Annotated in this window: 12 protein-coding genes and 1 other RNA gene; 7 read left to right on the top strand and 6 right to left on the bottom strand. The window is 40.5% G+C overall.

Going from position 1 to position 17,315, the window contains the following annotated elements; genetic code table 11:
* Positions 1–19 precede the first annotated feature (19 nt).
* Positions 20–1,246 (top strand): APC family permease, encoded by a 1,227-nt coding sequence (locus C427_RS08165; protein WP_081589098.1) that lies wholly within the window; start codon positions 20–22, stop codon positions 1,244–1,246.
* Positions 1,247–1,261: 15 nt separating this feature from the next.
* The gene (locus C427_RS08160) at positions 1,262–2,023 is read left to right on the top strand and encodes a dimethylarginine dimethylaminohydrolase family protein (RefSeq protein WP_007643597.1); all 762 of its coding nucleotides are present in this window, start codon (positions 1,262–1,264) and stop codon (positions 2,021–2,023) included.
* Between the two features lie 212 nt (positions 2,024–2,235).
* Here C427_RS08160 and C427_RS08155 read toward each other — a convergent pair whose 3' ends face one another.
* Positions 2,236–3,474: an NADH:flavin oxidoreductase/NADH oxidase family protein gene (locus C427_RS08155; RefSeq protein ID WP_007643599.1), complete on the bottom strand. Its 1,239-nt coding sequence runs from the start codon at positions 3,472–3,474 to the stop codon at positions 2,236–2,238.
* 154 nt (positions 3,475–3,628) lie between these two features.
* On the opposite strand from C427_RS08155, the gene ssrA reads away from it, so the two are divergent.
* Positions 3,629–3,986, top strand: a transfer-messenger RNA (tmRNA) gene (ssrA, locus tag C427_RS24740).
* A gap of 81 nt (positions 3,987–4,067) precedes the next feature.
* On the opposite strand, the gene C427_RS08150 is transcribed toward ssrA, so the two are convergent.
* From C427_RS08150 to C427_RS08135, 4 genes are all read right to left on the bottom strand, one after another.
* Positions 4,068–5,789 (bottom strand): phosphoethanolamine transferase, encoded by a 1,722-nt coding sequence (locus C427_RS08150; protein ID WP_226991299.1) that lies wholly within the window; start codon positions 5,787–5,789, stop codon positions 4,068–4,070.
* Between the two features lie 81 nt (positions 5,790–5,870).
* Positions 5,871–7,595 carry an ArnT family glycosyltransferase gene (locus C427_RS08145; protein WP_007643603.1) on the bottom strand — a complete coding sequence of 575 codons (1,725 nt, stop codon included), beginning with the start codon at positions 7,593–7,595 and terminating at the stop codon, positions 5,871–5,873.
* Positions 7,592–8,332, bottom strand: a complete 741-nt coding sequence (locus C427_RS08140) for a TVP38/TMEM64 family protein (protein ID WP_236613750.1) — start codon at positions 8,330–8,332, stop codon at positions 7,592–7,594. The genes C427_RS08145 and C427_RS08140 overlap by 4 nt, the downstream gene beginning before the upstream one ends.
* A complete protein-coding gene (locus tag C427_RS08135) occupies positions 8,319–9,041 on the bottom strand; it encodes a glycosyltransferase family 2 protein (protein WP_007643607.1) in 723 nt (240 codons plus the stop codon). Before C427_RS08135 ends, C427_RS08140 begins: the two co-directional genes overlap by 14 nt.
* A gap of 1,079 nt (positions 9,042–10,120) precedes the next feature.
* On the opposite strand from C427_RS08135, the gene C427_RS08130 reads away from it, so the two are divergent.
* The 3 genes from C427_RS08130 to C427_RS08120 all read left to right on the top strand — a co-directional run bounded on the left by C427_RS08130 (position 10,121) and on the right by C427_RS08120 (position 14,864).
* The gene (locus C427_RS08130; protein ID WP_007643610.1) at positions 10,121–12,490 is read left to right on the top strand and encodes a TonB-dependent receptor domain-containing protein; all 2,370 of its coding nucleotides are present in this window, start codon (positions 10,121–10,123) and stop codon (positions 12,488–12,490) included.
* A 1,085-nt stretch (positions 12,491–13,575) separates the two neighbouring features.
* Entirely contained in the window at positions 13,576–14,154 is a 579-nt protein-coding gene (gene betI / locus C427_RS08125) for a transcriptional regulator BetI (RefSeq protein WP_007643612.1), read from the top strand.
* Between the two features lie 329 nt (positions 14,155–14,483).
* On the top strand, positions 14,484–14,864 hold the full coding sequence (locus C427_RS08120; protein ID WP_007643615.1) for a hypothetical protein: 381 nt from the start codon (positions 14,484–14,486) through the stop codon (positions 14,862–14,864).
* A gap of 108 nt (positions 14,865–14,972) precedes the next feature.
* Here C427_RS08120 and C427_RS08115 read toward each other — a convergent pair whose 3' ends face one another.
* Positions 14,973–15,431: an SUF system Fe-S cluster assembly regulator gene (locus C427_RS08115; protein WP_034900340.1), complete on the bottom strand. Its 459-nt coding sequence runs from the start codon at positions 15,429–15,431 to the stop codon at positions 14,973–14,975.
* 399 nt (positions 15,432–15,830) lie between these two features.
* Between C427_RS08115 and sufB the strand changes: the two genes are divergently transcribed.
* Positions 15,831–17,273 carry a Fe-S cluster assembly protein SufB gene (gene sufB / locus C427_RS08110; protein ID WP_007643617.1) on the top strand — a complete coding sequence of 481 codons (1,443 nt, stop codon included), beginning with the start codon at positions 15,831–15,833 and terminating at the stop codon, positions 17,271–17,273.
* The last annotated feature ends 42 nt before the right edge of the window (positions 17,274–17,315 follow it).

Genomic DNA, 17,315 nt, shown 5'->3' with positions numbered 1-17,315 from the left:
TTTTACAGCACTGATTAGCATGACAAAGTCGATAGGTATATGGCGGTCCTGGGCTCTTGTAGCTGGCATGATGATAGGTTCGGGTATTTTCACTTTACCCGCTTTACTTGCTCCTTATGGCAGTTATAGCTTTATAGGCTGGGGTGTGACCGGCTTTGGAGCCCTCTGTTTAGCGTTAAGTTATAGTTATTTATCTTCACGCAAACCTGGTTTAGGTGGTCCATACTTCTACGTTTCTGAAGCTTTTGGTGCAATTCCTGCCGCAATTGTTTGTTGGGGCTACTGGATTTCTTTAGTCTCCTCAATAGCAGCTATTTCCCTATCGTTTGCAGGTTACAGTCAAAGATTCTTACCGGTGCTTAGTGATGAGCCACTGTATAGCACTTATTTTGCTTTCGTTATTATTCTGTTTTTTACCGTAATCAATGTACGTGGTGTTCGCGAAGCCAGTGCGGTTCAACTTTTTACCACCATCGTAAAAATCATTCCGTTAGTATTAGTGGGCTTTATCGGCATCATGTTTGGCGAAGTAACGCACATTCCAGCCATTAACCCTGATGACAGCTCTCTGTTCCATATGGTGGGTGCATTATGTTTATTGATTATGTGGGGATTTATCGGGGTTGAATCAGCCACACTGCCATCAGAAGACACCATTAATCCTGAAAAAACCATAGCTCGCGCGTCAATTTTAGGCACGTTAACGGCGCTGACTGTTTATGTGATAGCTATGTTTGGAATTATGTCGATTATGTCTTTAGCAGAATTACAAAACTCTACGTCGCCTTTCACCGATGCAGCCCAATTAATCATGGGGGATACTGGCGCCATCATCATTACCATCGGTGCCTTATTTGCTATCGGTGGCACCTTAAACGTATGTATCATGATTGCAGGTACTATGATGCTAGCGGGAGCAAGAGACAAAATATTTCCCACGTACTTTAGCCAGCAAAGTGCTGACGGAACGCCTACCAGAGCAATATTTTTTTCCTGTGTTTTAGCGATTATATTATTATTTTTTAATACCAGTGAATCACTGATCAATAGTTTTGAAAACTTACTTATTCTTGCCACCTTTGCAGCATTAGTCGTTTATTTAGGTACTGGGCTAGCGAGTATTAAGCTTCAGTTACAGGATCATAAGCGGGGTGAGCAACTCAGTTATGCAAGATTATGTATAGCGCTACTTGCCACTTTATTTTCTTTGTTAGCCATCATCGGTGCTTGGGTTTTGTACCAATAATTTTTAAGGATATTTATGTTTAGTAAAGCAATAGTTAGAACACCATGTAAAGCAATGTTAGAGGGCCTAACTGAAGCGGAGATGGGTTTACCTGACTACGACTTGGCATGCGAACAACATCAAGGCTATATTTCAGCACTAAAAGAGTGTGGTTTACAGGTGACTATTCTGCCACCGCTAGAAAGTTACCCTGACTCGTGTTTTGTTGAAGACGTAGCCTTGTTGACTTCAAAGTGCGCCATTCTTACCCACCCAGGTGCGCCAAGCCGCCGTGGCGAAGTACCACATATAGTCAAAGCAGTAGAACAATCTTATCCTAGCTTCGAGCACATCAATTTCCCCGGCACTGTTGAAGCTGGCGATATCATGATGGTAGGAAATCATTTTTATATCGGTTTATCGGCCCGAACTAATGCTCAAGGTGTTGAGCAACTTATCGATATACTTGGAAAATACGACCTAACGGGTTCAATGGTCGAAATGTCAGAGTTATTACATTTAAAAACAGGCGTAAGTTATTTAGAAAACAACAATTTACTGACCTTTGGTGAAATGCACCACAACCCTATTTTCAATCAATTCAAGCGTATTGAAATAGCAAAACAAGAAAGTTATGCCGCCAATAGTGTATGGATAAACGGTACCATCTTAGTGCCCAAAGGCTTTCCCAATGCCCTAAATGCCATCCAACAACTTGGTCACCCAACAATAGAGCTACCGATGTCCGAGTTTCAAAAGTTAGACGGTGGATTAAGCTGTCTCTCGCTGCGTTTTTGATTGCAACCGTCACTTAATCAGCGCCTAACTCATAATGGTCAAACAAATATGTAACTAACACTGCGGCATCTTTTTAGATGCAAGTAGTGTTTAACGCAAAGTAAAGGAATTGCTAGCCGTTGACACTTATCAAGTATAAACGGCTCACTTATATGCTAGCGACTCAGACAAAAATAATACCGCTCTGCAAAGGCTTTGTAGCGCCACCATAACTATGAAATTTCATGCTTGTGTTGTCTTTTATAACGCTTAGTCAGTTTTACTCCACGCACTTGATCAGTAATTAAAGCCCATAACGGCGACGCAGATAATTGAGGCGACTTACCCGCCCCAATGCGACGTAATTGCTGTTTAACCATTGCCATAGTAGCTAGACCGCTAAGAGTTTTGTCTTTCCAATTCACCACAGGTATATGACCTAGCACCGTTGGGTCATTTTTCCATTGATTAGGTAAATCTGGCGTTAACGCAAGCGAACTAGCCATTCCCACCAACTCCACTCCACTATCAACAACCTGCTTAGCGACTTCATAGCGGCGTACGCCTCCTGTGGTCATAATAGGTAGTGATACAGTTCTAGCAATTTTAGTCGCGAACTCTAAAAAGTAGGCTTCTCTTGCTAACGTTCTGTCATCTGCACTACGACCCTGCATAGCAGGCGCCTCGTAACTGCCACCCGATAATTCCACTACATCAATGTTCAACTCAGCGAGCATTTTCACGACTTGTTCAGCATCCGCAATATCAAAACCGCCACGTTGAAAGTCTGCTGAATTAAGCTTCACCGCGACTGCAAAACTCGCGGAACAAGCCGCCTTTACCGATTTAACCACATCAATCAATAAGCGGGCGCGGTTTTCAAGACTACCTCCCCACTTATCTTGGCGTTTATTGGTCAGTGGTGATAAAAATTGGGCCAGCAAATAACCATGGGCAGCATGTATTTCAACACCGTCAAAGCCCGCTTGCTCAGCCCGGGTTGCAGTTATAGTAAATCGTTGAATAACATCTTTAATTTCGGACTCATCCATTGGTTTAGGAGTAGAAAACAACGACGAATGTTTACCCATATTCAACGCCACATCAGAGGGAGAAAGCACCTTACCCCCCATTTTCTTAAACACTTGGCGGCCAGGATGATTGATTTGCATCCATACTTTTGTAGCATTCGCTTTTGACAACGTTGCCAAGTCAATAAAAGAAGTTAAATCTGTATCCTGCTCTAAAACCACTCCCCCTGGCCCAGTCATGGCCAAGTGATCAATCATCACATTACCGGTAATGATTAGCCCAACCCCGCCATCGGCCCAAGATTTATAAAGGCGTTTAAGCGCATTACCTGGCAGATGTTCAGACGTCGCCAAATTTTCTTCCATGGCAGCTTTAACTAAGCGATTTTTTAGTACTTGGCCGTTAGGTAATGTAAACGGGGTGAAAATTGAGGATGTCATATGAGAGTCTGTTAAAGCTGCATAATTTGTAACCAATATATTGGGCTAGATACAACCCACACAAGGTTTGTATCAAGATTTGCATAAACAATGTATTCACAACTCACTAGCCTATGCTAGAATAACCCTGTTGGTAGTTTGCAACCAACAACTTGGGGCTGATTTTGGATTCGACAGGACTCTAGAAGCTTTAGGTGCATGCAGAGGAGCGGTTTGCCTCTATAAAAGCCGCATTTAAATAGTCGCAAACGACGAAAACTACGCACTAGCCGCTTAATACCCGGCAGTGCCCTTCCACTCATACTCTTTCTGCTAGTAGAGGTTCGGAAGGTCATCCCAGCAGGATAGCGAGGGAACCTTGTCTAAGGGTGAACCGCGAAATAGTATTAGGCCAGCTGCAACGAAATCCTGTTTGTCGGAGTTCCACGTAGTTAAATAAAAGACAAAATAAGCATGTAGTACCGACGGTTGACGTGTTCTGGACGCGGGTTCAAGTCCCGCCAGCTCCACCAAAAAATAAAAAAGGCTTATCGAAAGATAAGCCTTTTTTTTGCGTAAATTATATTTGCGTAAGAAAATACGAAAATCACGACCTAAAGTATATCCATCTGGTTATTTTCAAACTCAGTGTTAGCTAACACTCCTAAGATTGGGCATTGGGCCAATACATCCATACTTGCATTGTATGTACTGCTTTTTACTGATGTTATCCCTAGTAATGTATCAAAAAGATTATCGTGAGAAATAGATTGCGCAGTCATAGACTTTATACATGCTGGGTTTTTATCAAGCATTGCGGATCCTTGCCAATAAATCATGGGTACGTGGGTTTGTTCACTCGGCGCAAACGCATAGGGTAAACCGTGCAGATAGACACCTTTTTCGCCAAGTGATTCGCCGTGATCAGAGATATACAGCATAGAAGTTTCAATATCCTTGGTTTGCTCTAATAGTGTTAACTTTTCGATTATCTTGCTCAATACATAATCGGTATAGACGATGGTATTATCATATGTGTTGATGAGTTCTTGTTGAGTGCAGTTTTGAATATCACTGCGTTGGCAATCTGGTGTAAAGGGCCTTTTATTTTGTGGAAAACGCCTAAAATAAGTGGGCCCATGGGAGCCCATCATATGTAAAACAATGAGGGTATTGTGGTGAGTGAGATGATCGAGTTTATCTCCAAGTGGACTTAATAAAGCTTCATCCACACAATATTCTCCGTCACAAAACTGATTTTTAATCTCTGGGGATAGTTCAATACTTTTCACTCGGGCACACACACCTTTGCAACTGCCGTTGTTATTATCAATCCATAACACGTCGCTTCCCGCTAATTGGATGATGTCTAATACATTCTGTTGTGAGTCTGCGGTCTGTTGGTCGTAACTGCGTCGGTCTAATCTAGAAAACATGCAAGGAACGGATACCGCTGTTGCAGTGCCACAGGATGCAACGTTTGAGAACGACATTACCTCTTTTGCTTGGGTGTATTGGTTGGTAGGTGTGGCGTAACCATTAAGCGAAAAATTTTGTGCCCTTGCAGTTTCACCCAACACTAAAACAGTTACCTTGGTTGCTCCCGTTGAGTCAGAAAGACTGGGGGTAGTATCTAATAATTGAAAATCTCTATGAGGTGAAAAATAGCTTCGCTTGACGAATTTGACCGATGAGTCGAGCAATTTATAAGGCGTGACATACGTAATTAAGTCAGAATTATTTCTGCCAACTGCGGCATAGTTAACATAAAAACTCCCTACAATCGGCACAATCACTAGTAGACATAAACCAATCAACCATAGTCTTGATAGTATGTTTTGCCCTATAGATAATTGACGTATCGGTGCCCAATAGATTAACAATGAAGGGAGCACACCAAACAAAATCAAAAAACTAATCAAATAAATATTTAAGTACGATAATGCCTCAGTCGAGTCTGTTTCAATGGCGTTTTGCACCATCGTATAATCAAAAACGATACCGTAATTGGATATGGCGTAGAAAATAATTGAAGACACAAAAACAGTCATTATCAATACCGGTTTTAATAAATAACCGATAGCCATAAAACTATTAATAAATATAAATAAACTCAGCAGAAACACCGGTACTGACAGCAAAAACAATAAGCTGTAATCATCTGACGAAGTGATCACCGATGCAGCTTTAAGTAAAAAAGGGGCATTGAGTACCAATGCAACATATGCACAGCTTAAAACAATCAGCAAGTTGCTTGATATGCTTATCTTTTTAAAAGAATTAAGCCAACTTTTTGAGATGGTAAAAGTAGTGTGATAATTAGAAATGAATAACATTGTTCTCTCAAGAAGTTGACTTGAGAGAACTTTAACGGGGCTAACTTAAGTAACGCTTAAAGCTTTTAGATTATTTCTCATTCAATACCCATATCTATACTCAGGCAAATTTTCAACATCTGGTATGCAACTATCTAAGCGACTTTCAGAATTTAATAAAACCCAATCTACTCTGTGGGCAAACCCTAGATGAATCACTTTGTTTTTATCAAAACAATCGCTAACCAATTCATAATCAATAATCACATATCTCTTAGGTTGCGCTTTTTGCCATTTCCAAGCAGCGGCTAGTTGTTGTAGATCATCGGTATGATAGCCAAAATGCGTCATTCGAAATGGCGAAAACAAAATAAACTGTTCGGAGAAGTCCACCAGAGCCACTTCTGCATCAGCTTCGATAATGTTACTGACTTCTCGATATATGTTTTTCGGTGTTCTGGCTTCATTCAGCAAATCATACCCCATGGTGCTGTAAGCCACCCACACCACTGTGATAAAAATCGGCCAACTTTGCCACTTGTTGCCTTCCAAGCGCAAAGCACAACTCAGTAATCCTGCGCCACCCACAATGAGAAAAAATAACCAAGGAACAACATTGTATTTATCACTCAAGCGAACAGCAAAGTTGGCCTCTGCAAACCCTGCGATTGCAAAAACAAAAAATCCTAGGGATAACAATGCAACGGTTGCCCAGACAAGATTGATAAGCACCTTACTTTTTAATAACTGAGCAAAATAGGGGGCGCTGATCAATGCCAGCATTGGCAATGCTGGCAATACATACACCCCGCGTTTCCCTGCGCTCATACTAAAAAACACTATCACTAAGACAATCCAACCAAGGGGTAATATAATCCTAGCATCGGTTTGTTTAATGGCCTTCCACCAAGGCTTAATTAACCAAGGTAAAGCCAGACTCAGGGGTAGCCAAAAGCCCGGAATAACAGAACTTAAGTAGTACCAAAAAGGTTTAATGTGATGCCACGAATTGGCATACCGTGTGACTGTTTGCCGAAACAAAATATTGTCACGATACACTTCATATAAAGAGTTTTGACTTTGATCTACCCACCACAGCATAGGTAAAAACCACAGTGATATAGCAAACAACATAACCAGCGGCCCAAGATACCAAAGCCACTGCCGAGTGATAATCGGCGCCTGAGCATATTGCTTAGCAGATAGCCGCAACACAAAGTAAGGTATTAACATCAGAAGCGGTAAAAAGCCCACTCCTTTGGTTATCACTCCGATACCCATAAAAAACCAGGCTAAGAGGTACCAACGCCATTTACCGTCAACCAGGGTAAACCTGAGCAACCCGTAACAGCCTAAAGTGATCCACGCACACACCATCGCATCAATCTGCGCTGTTTTGGCTTGCAACATAAACTGAAGACTAAACGTCAGCAGCAGCCCTGCAATAAAACCGATTTGGGTTGACCATAATTTGCGTCCAATGTCATAGACTAAAAATACAGTGAGTAAGCCACTTAAGGCTGAAGGGATTAAAAAGGCAAAATTAATCGAATCGGTTAGCCAATAAAATAATGCAATAGACCACATGAAGATGGGTGGTTTGTCAGGGTACAACTCCTGTGCTCTAGCAGGGAAAAACCATTGACCGGTATCAACCATCTCCTTTGCTATTAGGGCAAATCTTGGTTCGTCGGCAGGCCAAGGATCACGTAAACCAATACCAATTAATATCAAACTAGCCGCAATCGACATCAACCAAAATAGAGCATGACGATGCTCAGATGTGACATTATAAAAATACTCACCCCAGTGATTCTTTGGGTTCATTTACTGATTGCCTCATCTTGTTGAATATTTTTAAGGTCGGCAAGTTCGCTGCCGTCAATTAAACTATCGGCTCTATATTGTTTGTAGAGTCTGACACTCAACAGACTTGAAATAACAAATAACACAATACTTAAGACAACTTTCCAAATCGATAAAACAATTACCCCCTTGCCCATCAAAGCAAAGATGGCCATTTGTGGAAGATACCCAATCATGGAGCCCATCACAAAGGACAACCCACTGACATGGCTGACACCTGCCACAAGGTTGGTGACTAAATTGTTTCCAATCGGCAACAGCCTAATAACAATAGTTTTTGTGAAGGGACTTTTTGCCAGGAATCGGTCGATAGCGGATATTTTTTGTGGGTAACGCTTTTTAATCTGTTGTCTGACTGCAAATCGTGCAAAATACATACTTAAGATACAACCGAATCCAGCGGCTAAGGTCGATAGCAATGCGCCATTGATGAACCCAAACGCATAGCCCCCAAAAAAAGCTAACAATTGTCTTGGGCTGCCTAATGCAGTAGCAGCCGCTCCGAGTCCTAGAAACAGCAACATACCAGTCACACCATTGTCCCTAATGTGGGCATCTATCCAATTTTCGTTGAAAGACTGAAATAGGACATGATTACTTACTATGGCCCCACCAAGCAAACAACCCAGCAATAACATCATGGCTCTTTTAAACCATTTAAAGCGGATAACCGCCAGTAAACGTTCACTCACGAGCATCAATCACTTCGCTAGCTTTATAGCGCCGTTGCAGCCACATTACACCTAACATATCAATCAAACCCACACCTAAACGCCCTAACATATTGTATTTCGATTGCCCAAACTGACGATTTCTATGACTCACTTCCACTACCACAATAGTGCCATTGAGCCGTTTAACCAAGGCTGGAAGAAAGCGATGCATATGATCAAAGTAAGGTAGCGCTAAAAAGGTTTTACGAGGAAAAATTTTCAGACCACAGCCAGTATCCGGCGTGTCATCTCCAAGTAATTTAATGCGAACTCGGTTCGCAATTCTGGACTGAAAGCGTTTCCAAGGTGTGTCTTTACGTTTTTTGCGATAACCCGCTATGCAAAAATCTGAACCTTTGGGGAGTTTTAGTGCTGCTGCCAATAACAACGGAATATCGGCAGGATCATTTTGTCCATCTGCATCCAAGGTGACAATTAAGTCACCTGCAGCTTTTAATACACCAGTGCGAATTGCACCACTTTGCCCAACAGAAAAAGTATGTTTGTATGGCCGTAACTTTGTTGAACCCTCGACTCGCATATTAATCGCTTCTGCGTAGGTTTCATCATCGCTACCATCGTCAATGTAAAGGATCTCGAATGTTGCTAAACCTTGAAGCACAGTGATAATTTCATCTACCAAAGGTTTGACGTTTTGTTGTTCATTCTTGGCGGGGATAACGATAGACAACATCAAGCAAACACTCATTATTATTTTATAAAACAATAGACTATTCTAATTATCTTAAGGTTTTATTAAGATACAGTACATTATGATGGCTTTTTACACCCGTCAAGCAAACCAATTATGTTTAACTCACCCAACTCTTCACCCAACTATTAACAAAAATTCAAAGCGTAAAAACAGATTAAAATAGCTTTATATTATTAGACGTTAACTTCCTGATTAGTTGAATACCGGTCTTAGGTCTTTAATACCTTTAATACCTGACTTTTCCCTGAGCATATGCCCCTTAAGTTGAACAGCAACAGCTATTTTGTTGCGAACGTTATTATTAATTACAAACCGGTTTCACGTATTAACATTCCCTAAAAGCACGAAACACTGAAAGACTTCATAGCATAAAAAATCACCAATGCATGTTAAATAATGTGCAGTGTTTATGATTTAATTAATAACCTTTTTTGTGTTATTTGCCATTCATAAGAATAAACACATAAAGGGAGTATTGCCCTAAGCATCCATTCATATTTAATCTAACCTAGATTACTTTTTTATTGGCACATCAAATTATTTTTAATGGTTTATTTAGAAGATATGTCTTGTTTAATAATCAACCATTCAACTGATGTGGTTAAAAGTAAAATATGGTAGTAACAGTTCGGCGGGTTCAACGAGAGTCGATAGTTAGAGCCCTAATTAAATTTTACGCATTAATAATTATGCATTGGATATAATACAAAAAACAATTAATGACTTTAATCATAATCAATAATCTCTTAACCAACCTTAACAATAAATATTAATAAGCATCTATCGTATCGTATCAAAGCGTTAGAATACCTAATCAAAGCTTCTTTAAAATCAATAAAAAAGCATTAAAACTTAATTAAAACAATAAGTAATTAGGATTTAATTTTTATGCTGCACGCTAGATATCAACATAATAAGGGTATCTTTTCTACAGCTTTATTGAACGTTCAATTAACCAAATTTGATTTTAACTGAACGATCAATTAACATTAACTCGGTTGGCATATTATTCCCACACATTAAGAACGTTTATTAAAATACATTGAACAGGAACTTTTATGAAACCTAATTTGCCTATGAAGCAAAGCGTTATCGCACTATCTGTGTTATCAGTATTATCAGCAATATCTGTCACTTCTCTGCCCGCAATGGCACAAGTTAGTAAAGAACAACAAGCAGATACAAAAAAAGAAGCAATAGAAACTATTCAAGTTACCGGCCGCAGTGTTTCTTACGCAAACAGCACCATCTCCTCTGAAATGAAAAAACAGCAAACCCCAATGACCAGCGCGCTATCCATTATCGATAACTTGCCTGGAGTATTGGTTAACGAAGGCGACCCATTTGGATCAGACGAATGGTCAACCAGCATCTCGATGCGTGGTTTTCAACTGGACTTGGCATCTCAGCAGATTGGCATGACCGTAGATGGCATTTCCAATGGTAACTCTAACTACGGTGGTGGTACCAAAGCCAGCCGTTATATCGATACCGAAAATTTACGAAGCATTGAAGTATCTCAGGGTACAGCTGACATAAGCTCTCGTTCTAACGAAGCGTTAGGCGGCACACTTGACTTTACAACAATACGTCCAGGTTTGGATGAAAAACTGACTGTCAGTACTACACTTGGTGAGTACAACGCACGGAAATTCTACACACGTTACGATACCGGCGAGATTGCAAAAGACACATTCGCATGGGTCTCTATATCAACCCAGCAAAATGATGACTATATGGGCGGTTCAGTCACTAACTCGCGAGATCATGCAGAGGGTAAAATAATCAGCCGTATTGGCGAAGTCGCTTTAACCGGTTATTTAAGCTACGACGATGCCGAAGAGTATACATATCAGCGTGTTTACGGCCTTGGACAATATGCGCAAGAGCCTAACTGGGATGGTCTAATCAAAAACTTTACGGGCGTGCCTTACCAAGATCAAGTACTGCGCGAAACCTGGGGTACTGAACGTGAAAACCTATTTGGTTATTTGCAAGCAGACTTCATGGTGAGTGAAGTGGAGGTGAGCACCAACATTTACTACCATAAAAATGAAGGTATGGGTAAATGGATGCCGTATTATATAGCCGACGTCACCAATGACGGCGCAGGTAATCCGCACTCTGAACTAGACTCTGCAACCACAGCTTATAGCGGCTCATCATTGGGCAGTATTTATTTTGTTAATCGTGACGGTCAGTCTTTATCACCTAACGAAGGTTGTGTCAGCTCTATCGGTTATCCTTATGGCGGTGGTGGAGCAGAAGTCGATCCGGGTTGTTATGATCAAGGGGCAATGCCTGTCAGCTCAAATCGTCATAGTAACTACAACAAAGATCGTTTCGGTGTCAACACCGACTTAGTCTGGAAAACCTCAATTGCGGGTATGCCAAATACTGTACGCGGTGGTTTCTGGTATGAAGATTATCAGCGCGATGAAAACCGCAGCTGGCATAAAACCATTGACGCGGCTACCAGCCCTCGTTATGAAAGCAATCCTTACTGGGTCCAGTATAGCCGCGAGTTTCCAGTCGAAACCCTGATGTACTACATTGAAGATGAGATAGATGCTGGTTTTGCTAAATTTCGTCTGGGTGCCAAGAAATTCAACGTTGACGTCACTAAGGAAGATCAGTTTACGCCCGCAAATGACTTAAACGTGTCATCTGACTCAGACGCCCTAATATCAGCCGGATTTGTTGCCCCTTTACCTTTGAAAGGTTTGGAAGTATTCGGCGGTTATGCTGAAAACTTTGCAGCAATAAAAGACGGGGTATTAGAGCGTGACGATACAGACGTTAGCCAAATAGAACCTGAAACAGCGGATAACATTGACCTTGGTCTACGTTATTCAACCCCTGGTTTCAACGCTAGCATTACTTACTACAACATTAAGTTTGAAAACCGTATTACATTTGTTAGTAATGAAAGTGTCAATGGTATCGACTTCTTAGAAGCAGCAGCCGGCGGATACATCAATGACGGAGGTGTTGAGTCAGATGGTATCGAAGCATCGCTAGACTATAATATTACAGATAATCTGGGCATCTATGTTTCATATACCAAGAATGACTCTACGTATACAGACGAAGCATTCCTAGGCAACACCGTACTCGGAAGTGCTCAGGATATGGCCGTAGTGAGCTTTGATTATACCAAAGGTGATTTTTATGCTGGTTTTAGCTCCAAATATGTTGGTGAGCGCTTCTTAGACCAAGCCAATACTCAGGAAACTGACGCTTATGTAGTGAGTGATTTGTACGTAGGTAGAACGGCATACGAATTTGGTGGAGCCATTGACAGTATGGAACTTAGCTTCACTATAAACAATGTCTTTGATAAAGATTACATTGGTACCATTGCACCTAACGCAGGTTGGATTGGTGCTCCGCGAACTGCGGCATTGAATGTTAAGTTTGTCATGTAAAAAAATGTGAGAAAGCCACATGCGGTTATTACCGCATGTGGCTATTTTATAAGTACAACAAAGCAAAAACACACTTGTTAGATTATGAGCGATTTTTGCATTGCTGTTTACTACAGCTACCTAGACTGTTGCACCAAGTCGTATTTTATTTGGTTCGTGCTAACATCAAAATATAATCATTCCCATTTTTAGTCGCCTTGTCGACGATGAGCCTGACGTTATTATTTTATAGGACATAACGTCTATGGCAATACCAAAGATATGCCGGTACTGCAGGGTATATATCGCATACGAGGTGCAAAACCTGGTTTTAAAAGTGAAAAACGTTGAGTTAAGTATCATTTTGATGATCTTGATTTCAGTACTATCTATGCTGATAAGCACTATCAAAACAAAAAAGTCTCTAGCCAAATGATGCATGATTTCTGAGGTGAGCCTGATAATTCGCCACGCAGAATCAGGGGGAATGGCATTTACACCTCCTATTAACAATGAGGAGACAATGCAGGTCAGCATCTAATTTCAGCTGACCTTCGTTGGAATCGGGACCACATTATTCACCGCACTCGTGAAGAAGATATCAACGTTCGCGAACCGAAGAACAGGAGTCCTTTGAGCGTTCAAGTCGAGTTAAACGACAATATGATTGCTGATAAAAAATGTCAATGGCAATGGCAAAAACATAAAATAAATACATACACAACAGTGATATGACATAGCTTAAAGATAATACTAGCTGGGAGCCTTAGGTTGTTTCCCCCATATACCTGCAACATTTTTTTCGTTTATTAAGAGACATAAAGTGAGTGGTATTCTGTTAATGAGTGGTAATGATATATGGCATTAACAAGTGGTTTTACTCATTAGGGTGAAGTCAGTTACTATGATGAAGATTTAGATTATCCCTATGGGCAGTCACCTCGTCTGATATTTTTATTTGTCATCATCAAAGATTAGAAAAAGAAGGTCTTGTTGTCACCTCAGGGCCTTATGATGAGGCTGGTGACGTGCTTAACGCACATCGCGTTCAAGCTATTGTTATCAATGCTGGAACCTTACTAATAAACTAACCACGAGAGAAAGGAATGCCAAAAGTAGGAATGGGGTCATTGCGTCGTCAACAATTGATTGATGCAACAATTCAAGTTGTTGCTGAGGTCGGTTTAAAAGGGGCAACAATTAGTCTTATCTCTAAACGTGCAGGAATGTCGTCCGGCATTATTAGCCACTATTTTGGTAGCAAACAATCGTTGATTGAAGCTTCTGTTCAATATCTGCTTTCTCAACTTAAAATATCGGATTCACCGGATACCCCTTATGACCGGCTAATGAAAATTGTTGATCTGAATTTCTCAAGCGTACAACAGGCAGACGCAAGCACTAAGACATGGTTAAGTTTTTGGGGCCAGTCTATGCATGATCCGGAGCTGTACCGCCTACAAGAGATCAATAAACGCCGTCTTGTCAGTAATCTACGCTACAGCTTCAAACAATTATTAGATTCTAAAACGGCCTACGACGCAGCGGAGGTGACCGCTGCATTAATCGATGGCTTTTGGTTGCGTTGCGCACTGAGTCGCGCCAATCAAGAAAAGTTTAACCAAGCCAAAGAATACTGTAAAAAATATATTAATGAAGTGCTTGAACAGCACACTCATCCATAAATTATTACTACCCAAAATCTGAGTTATCGTTGCATTCAACATTAACCAGAAACGCTATCTGTGTTTTGTTAAAGACAACAGTGCTCCCCTGCTTTACGTTATTAATATCAACGTCGAAGCATATTGACTCAGTAGTTTTGTTTCGAGCATGCATCAAATACTTTGATCAGCGCTGCGGTTTTAAAAAGGGGGTTAAGAACTAACGAATAATGCTGATGAAATAAAGTTTCGCTCTTGTGTGCTTCACTTATGCTTGGGTTAAAAAGTACAATAACTCTTAGCATAAAAGCGCTTTGTTTATTATCTAATAAATTTAAAAGGTTAGTAAATTGATATCCAAAAAAGTACGTGAATTATTCGTATCTCTCATGGAGGCCGCCAGTGGCAACAGTACATCATTGGTTAACTTTGACCCTGAAACTGAAATTTATAGCGGCTCGTTCAACACAACACTGCTTGATAAATTCGTTCATGAGGGTGTGTTTGAAGTGGTGGATAGTGACGGTGATTTTACAAATTTGTTGATGAATCACAGAGATGACTTTTTAAGCGGTTTTGCATCTGGCGTTAACGAAGCAAAATTAGGTAGGGATCAATATTACGCCGATTATAATGCCAACCCTTTTGCTTTTTCGGTAGGTTATGAACACTTTTTGTATATGAATAAAAAGCCCAAAAAACTTGAGGGCTATGCATGTCATGGGTTTTAGAAGAAGATAAGTGAAAGGCGGAAAATTAAAAACAAGGTAGCCAAAAGTCATTCAGTAACTTGGCGAAATGCTGTGAATAACGAGTTATAGCTTCTAATGTTTGAATAGTTATTGGTTTTGATTAGGTACTTTTATTAACTCTGAATTCAGTTGTTTGATATCGAAAGGCATATGCCCCATTGCATCAAGTGTTACATTGTGAAGAGCATTGGAAATAAGACGGTTAACGATATTCCAATTATCTTTCAATTCACAGGTACTTGCAATTTGACAATCTCCCCCATCCAACTTAGCACACTCTGTTAGAGCTATTGGTCCGTCAATGGCTTCGATCACTTCTGCGATGGATGTTTGATCCGGTTGGCGACTCAGTTTATAGCCACCATGAGGGCCTCTAACTGATTTGACTAAATTACTTTTAGTCAGTGCACGCATCAATTTACGTATGGTCGGTAGAGGCAAGTGAGTCAACTCACACAAGCCGCTTAGCGTAATTAGCTCATCAAGATTACGCATTTTAAATACCACTAACAGCGCATAATCTGCCATGCGGCTAATTCTTATCATCAAAGACTCTCTCGAAAAAAATATATAATACAATCATTAACATAAAAAATAGTATACCTCAATGGTATGACTTATTTACCCCATTATCACTCAGTAGTGAATAGCCCAGATAGCTCCAGTTCGGCAAAGCCGCAAAAATGAAACATAACCAGATTGAATTTAACTCTAATTATCAAACCACTATAAATCGTAATTCTAACCATTATAAGACTCAATACAGCACCGGATGTATACTGATTTAGTATTGTATTGATTGTTAGAAGTTTAAAGGCTAACATACATTACTAAATTAGTATTCTTTATGGTGCTTGAGTTTCATACAATACATTCGAGATCAAAAAGTGGCTATGTGACTCCACACTATTTACTTTGCAAATCTACAAAAGAGAGTTAATCATTATGAGCGAAAGCAGTGTTATTGATGAGCGTATTAATTCCAGCTATGAAGCGGGTTTTATTACCGATGTTGAAATGCAAACATTTGATCCTGGGTTAAATGAAAATGTCATACGAAAAATATCAGCCAAAAAAAATGAACCAGAATACATGCTGAAATGGCGTTTAAAAGCCTACCAAAAATGGCTAGAGATGGAGCGTCCCGAATGGGCGCAAGTCAATTACCCTGAAATTGACTTTGATGCCATTGCCTACTATTCAAGTCCAAAAAGTCAGGATGATGCACCTAAAAGCTTGGCCGAGGTCGACCCAGAACTTCTGCGTACATACGAAAAACTAGGTATTCCATTACATGAACAAGAAATGCTGGCTGGTGTTGCCGTTGATATAGTATTTGATAGTGTTTCTATTATCACCACCTTCAAGGAAAAGCTTGCTGAGTCAGGCGTAATTTTCTGTTCACTTTCAGAAGCGATAATCGAACATCCTGAATTAATCAAAAAATACTTGGGCTCAGTGGTCCCCGTAAGAGATAATTATTATGCCGCTTTAAACTGTGCAGTATTTAGTGACGGTTCGTTTGTCTATATACCTAAAGGGGTTAGGTGTCCGATGGAGTTGTCGACCTACTTCCGGATCAATGAGATGAACACGGGTCAATTTGAACGCACCCTCATTATTGCTGACGAGGGTAGCTATGTTAGCTATCTTGAAGGCTGTACCGCGCCATCGCGAGACGAAAATCAACTGCACGGAGCAGTCGTCGAATTGGTTGCATTAAAAGGTGCACAAATTAAATATTCAACCGTTCAAAACTGGTACCCCGGCGATGAAAACGGTAAAGGGGGTATCTATAACTTTGTTACCAAACGCGGTATCTGCCATACCGACGCAAAAATATCATGGACTCAAGTAGAAACAGGCTCCGCCATCACCTGGAAGTACCCAAGCGTAGTATTAATGGGTGATAATAGTGTAGGTGAATTTTATTCAGTTGCCTTAACCCGAAACGCACAACAAGCGGATACTGGGACCAAGATGATCCATCTGGGTCGTAATACTCGCAGTACCATTATCTCAAAAGGCATTTCAGCTGGCAAAGGGTCTAATACCTATCGGGGATTAGTCAATATGTCACCAAAAGCAGAAGGTGCACGTAATTTCACCCAATGCGATTCACTCTTAATTGGTGATAAATGTGCTGCAAATACCTTTCCATACATTGTTAGCAAAAATCCAACTGCGATTGTCGAACATGAAGCGACAACATCAAAAGTCAGTGATGATCAGTTATTCCTGTGCCAACAACGCGGTATCGATCCTGAAAAAGCGGTATCCATGATTGTTAATGGTTTTTGTAAATCTGTTTTCAAAGAGTTGCCAATGGAGTTTGCTGTTGAAGCCGGAAAACTATTAGAGATCAGCTTAGAGGGTGCGGTTGGATAACGCGCTGCGAAGGATCAACAAAGTTTCATGAAACAGACATCA

It is taken from the genome of Paraglaciecola psychrophila 170, assembly GCF_000347635.1.
In the GTDB taxonomy this organism is placed as follows: Bacteria; Pseudomonadota; Gammaproteobacteria; order Enterobacterales; family Alteromonadaceae; genus Paraglaciecola; species Paraglaciecola psychrophila.
This window is presented reverse-complemented; position numbering and strand designations above follow the sequence as displayed.

Coding starts and splice junctions, on each gene's coding strand:
- C427_RS08165 (WP_081589098.1), top strand. CDS start 20: ATGACAAAGTCGATAGGTATATGGCGGTCCTGGGCTCTTGTAGCTGGC.
- C427_RS08160 (WP_007643597.1), top strand. CDS start 1,262: ATGTTTAGTAAAGCAATAGTTAGAACACCATGTAAAGCAATGTTAGAG.
- C427_RS08155 (WP_007643599.1), bottom strand. CDS start 3,474: ATGACATCCTCAATTTTCACCCCGTTTACATTACCTAACGGCCAAGTA.
- C427_RS08150 (WP_226991299.1), bottom strand. CDS start 5,789: ATGTTATTCATTTCTAATTATCACACTACTTTTACCATCTCAAAAAGT.
- C427_RS08145 (WP_007643603.1), bottom strand. CDS start 7,595: ATGAACCCAAAGAATCACTGGGGTGAGTATTTTTATAATGTCACATCT.
- C427_RS08140 (WP_236613750.1), bottom strand. CDS start 8,332: ATGCTCGTGAGTGAACGTTTACTGGCGGTTATCCGCTTTAAATGGTTT.
- C427_RS08135 (WP_007643607.1), bottom strand. CDS start 9,041: ATGTTGTCTATCGTTATCCCCGCCAAGAATGAACAACAAAACGTCAAA.
- C427_RS08130 (WP_007643610.1), top strand. CDS start 10,121: ATGAAACCTAATTTGCCTATGAAGCAAAGCGTTATCGCACTATCTGTG.
- betI (WP_007643612.1), top strand. CDS start 13,576: ATGCCAAAAGTAGGAATGGGGTCATTGCGTCGTCAACAATTGATTGAT.
- C427_RS08115 (WP_034900340.1), bottom strand. CDS start 15,431: ATGATAAGAATTAGCCGCATGGCAGATTATGCGCTGTTAGTGGTATTT.
- sufB (WP_007643617.1), top strand. CDS start 15,831: ATGAGCGAAAGCAGTGTTATTGATGAGCGTATTAATTCCAGCTATGAA.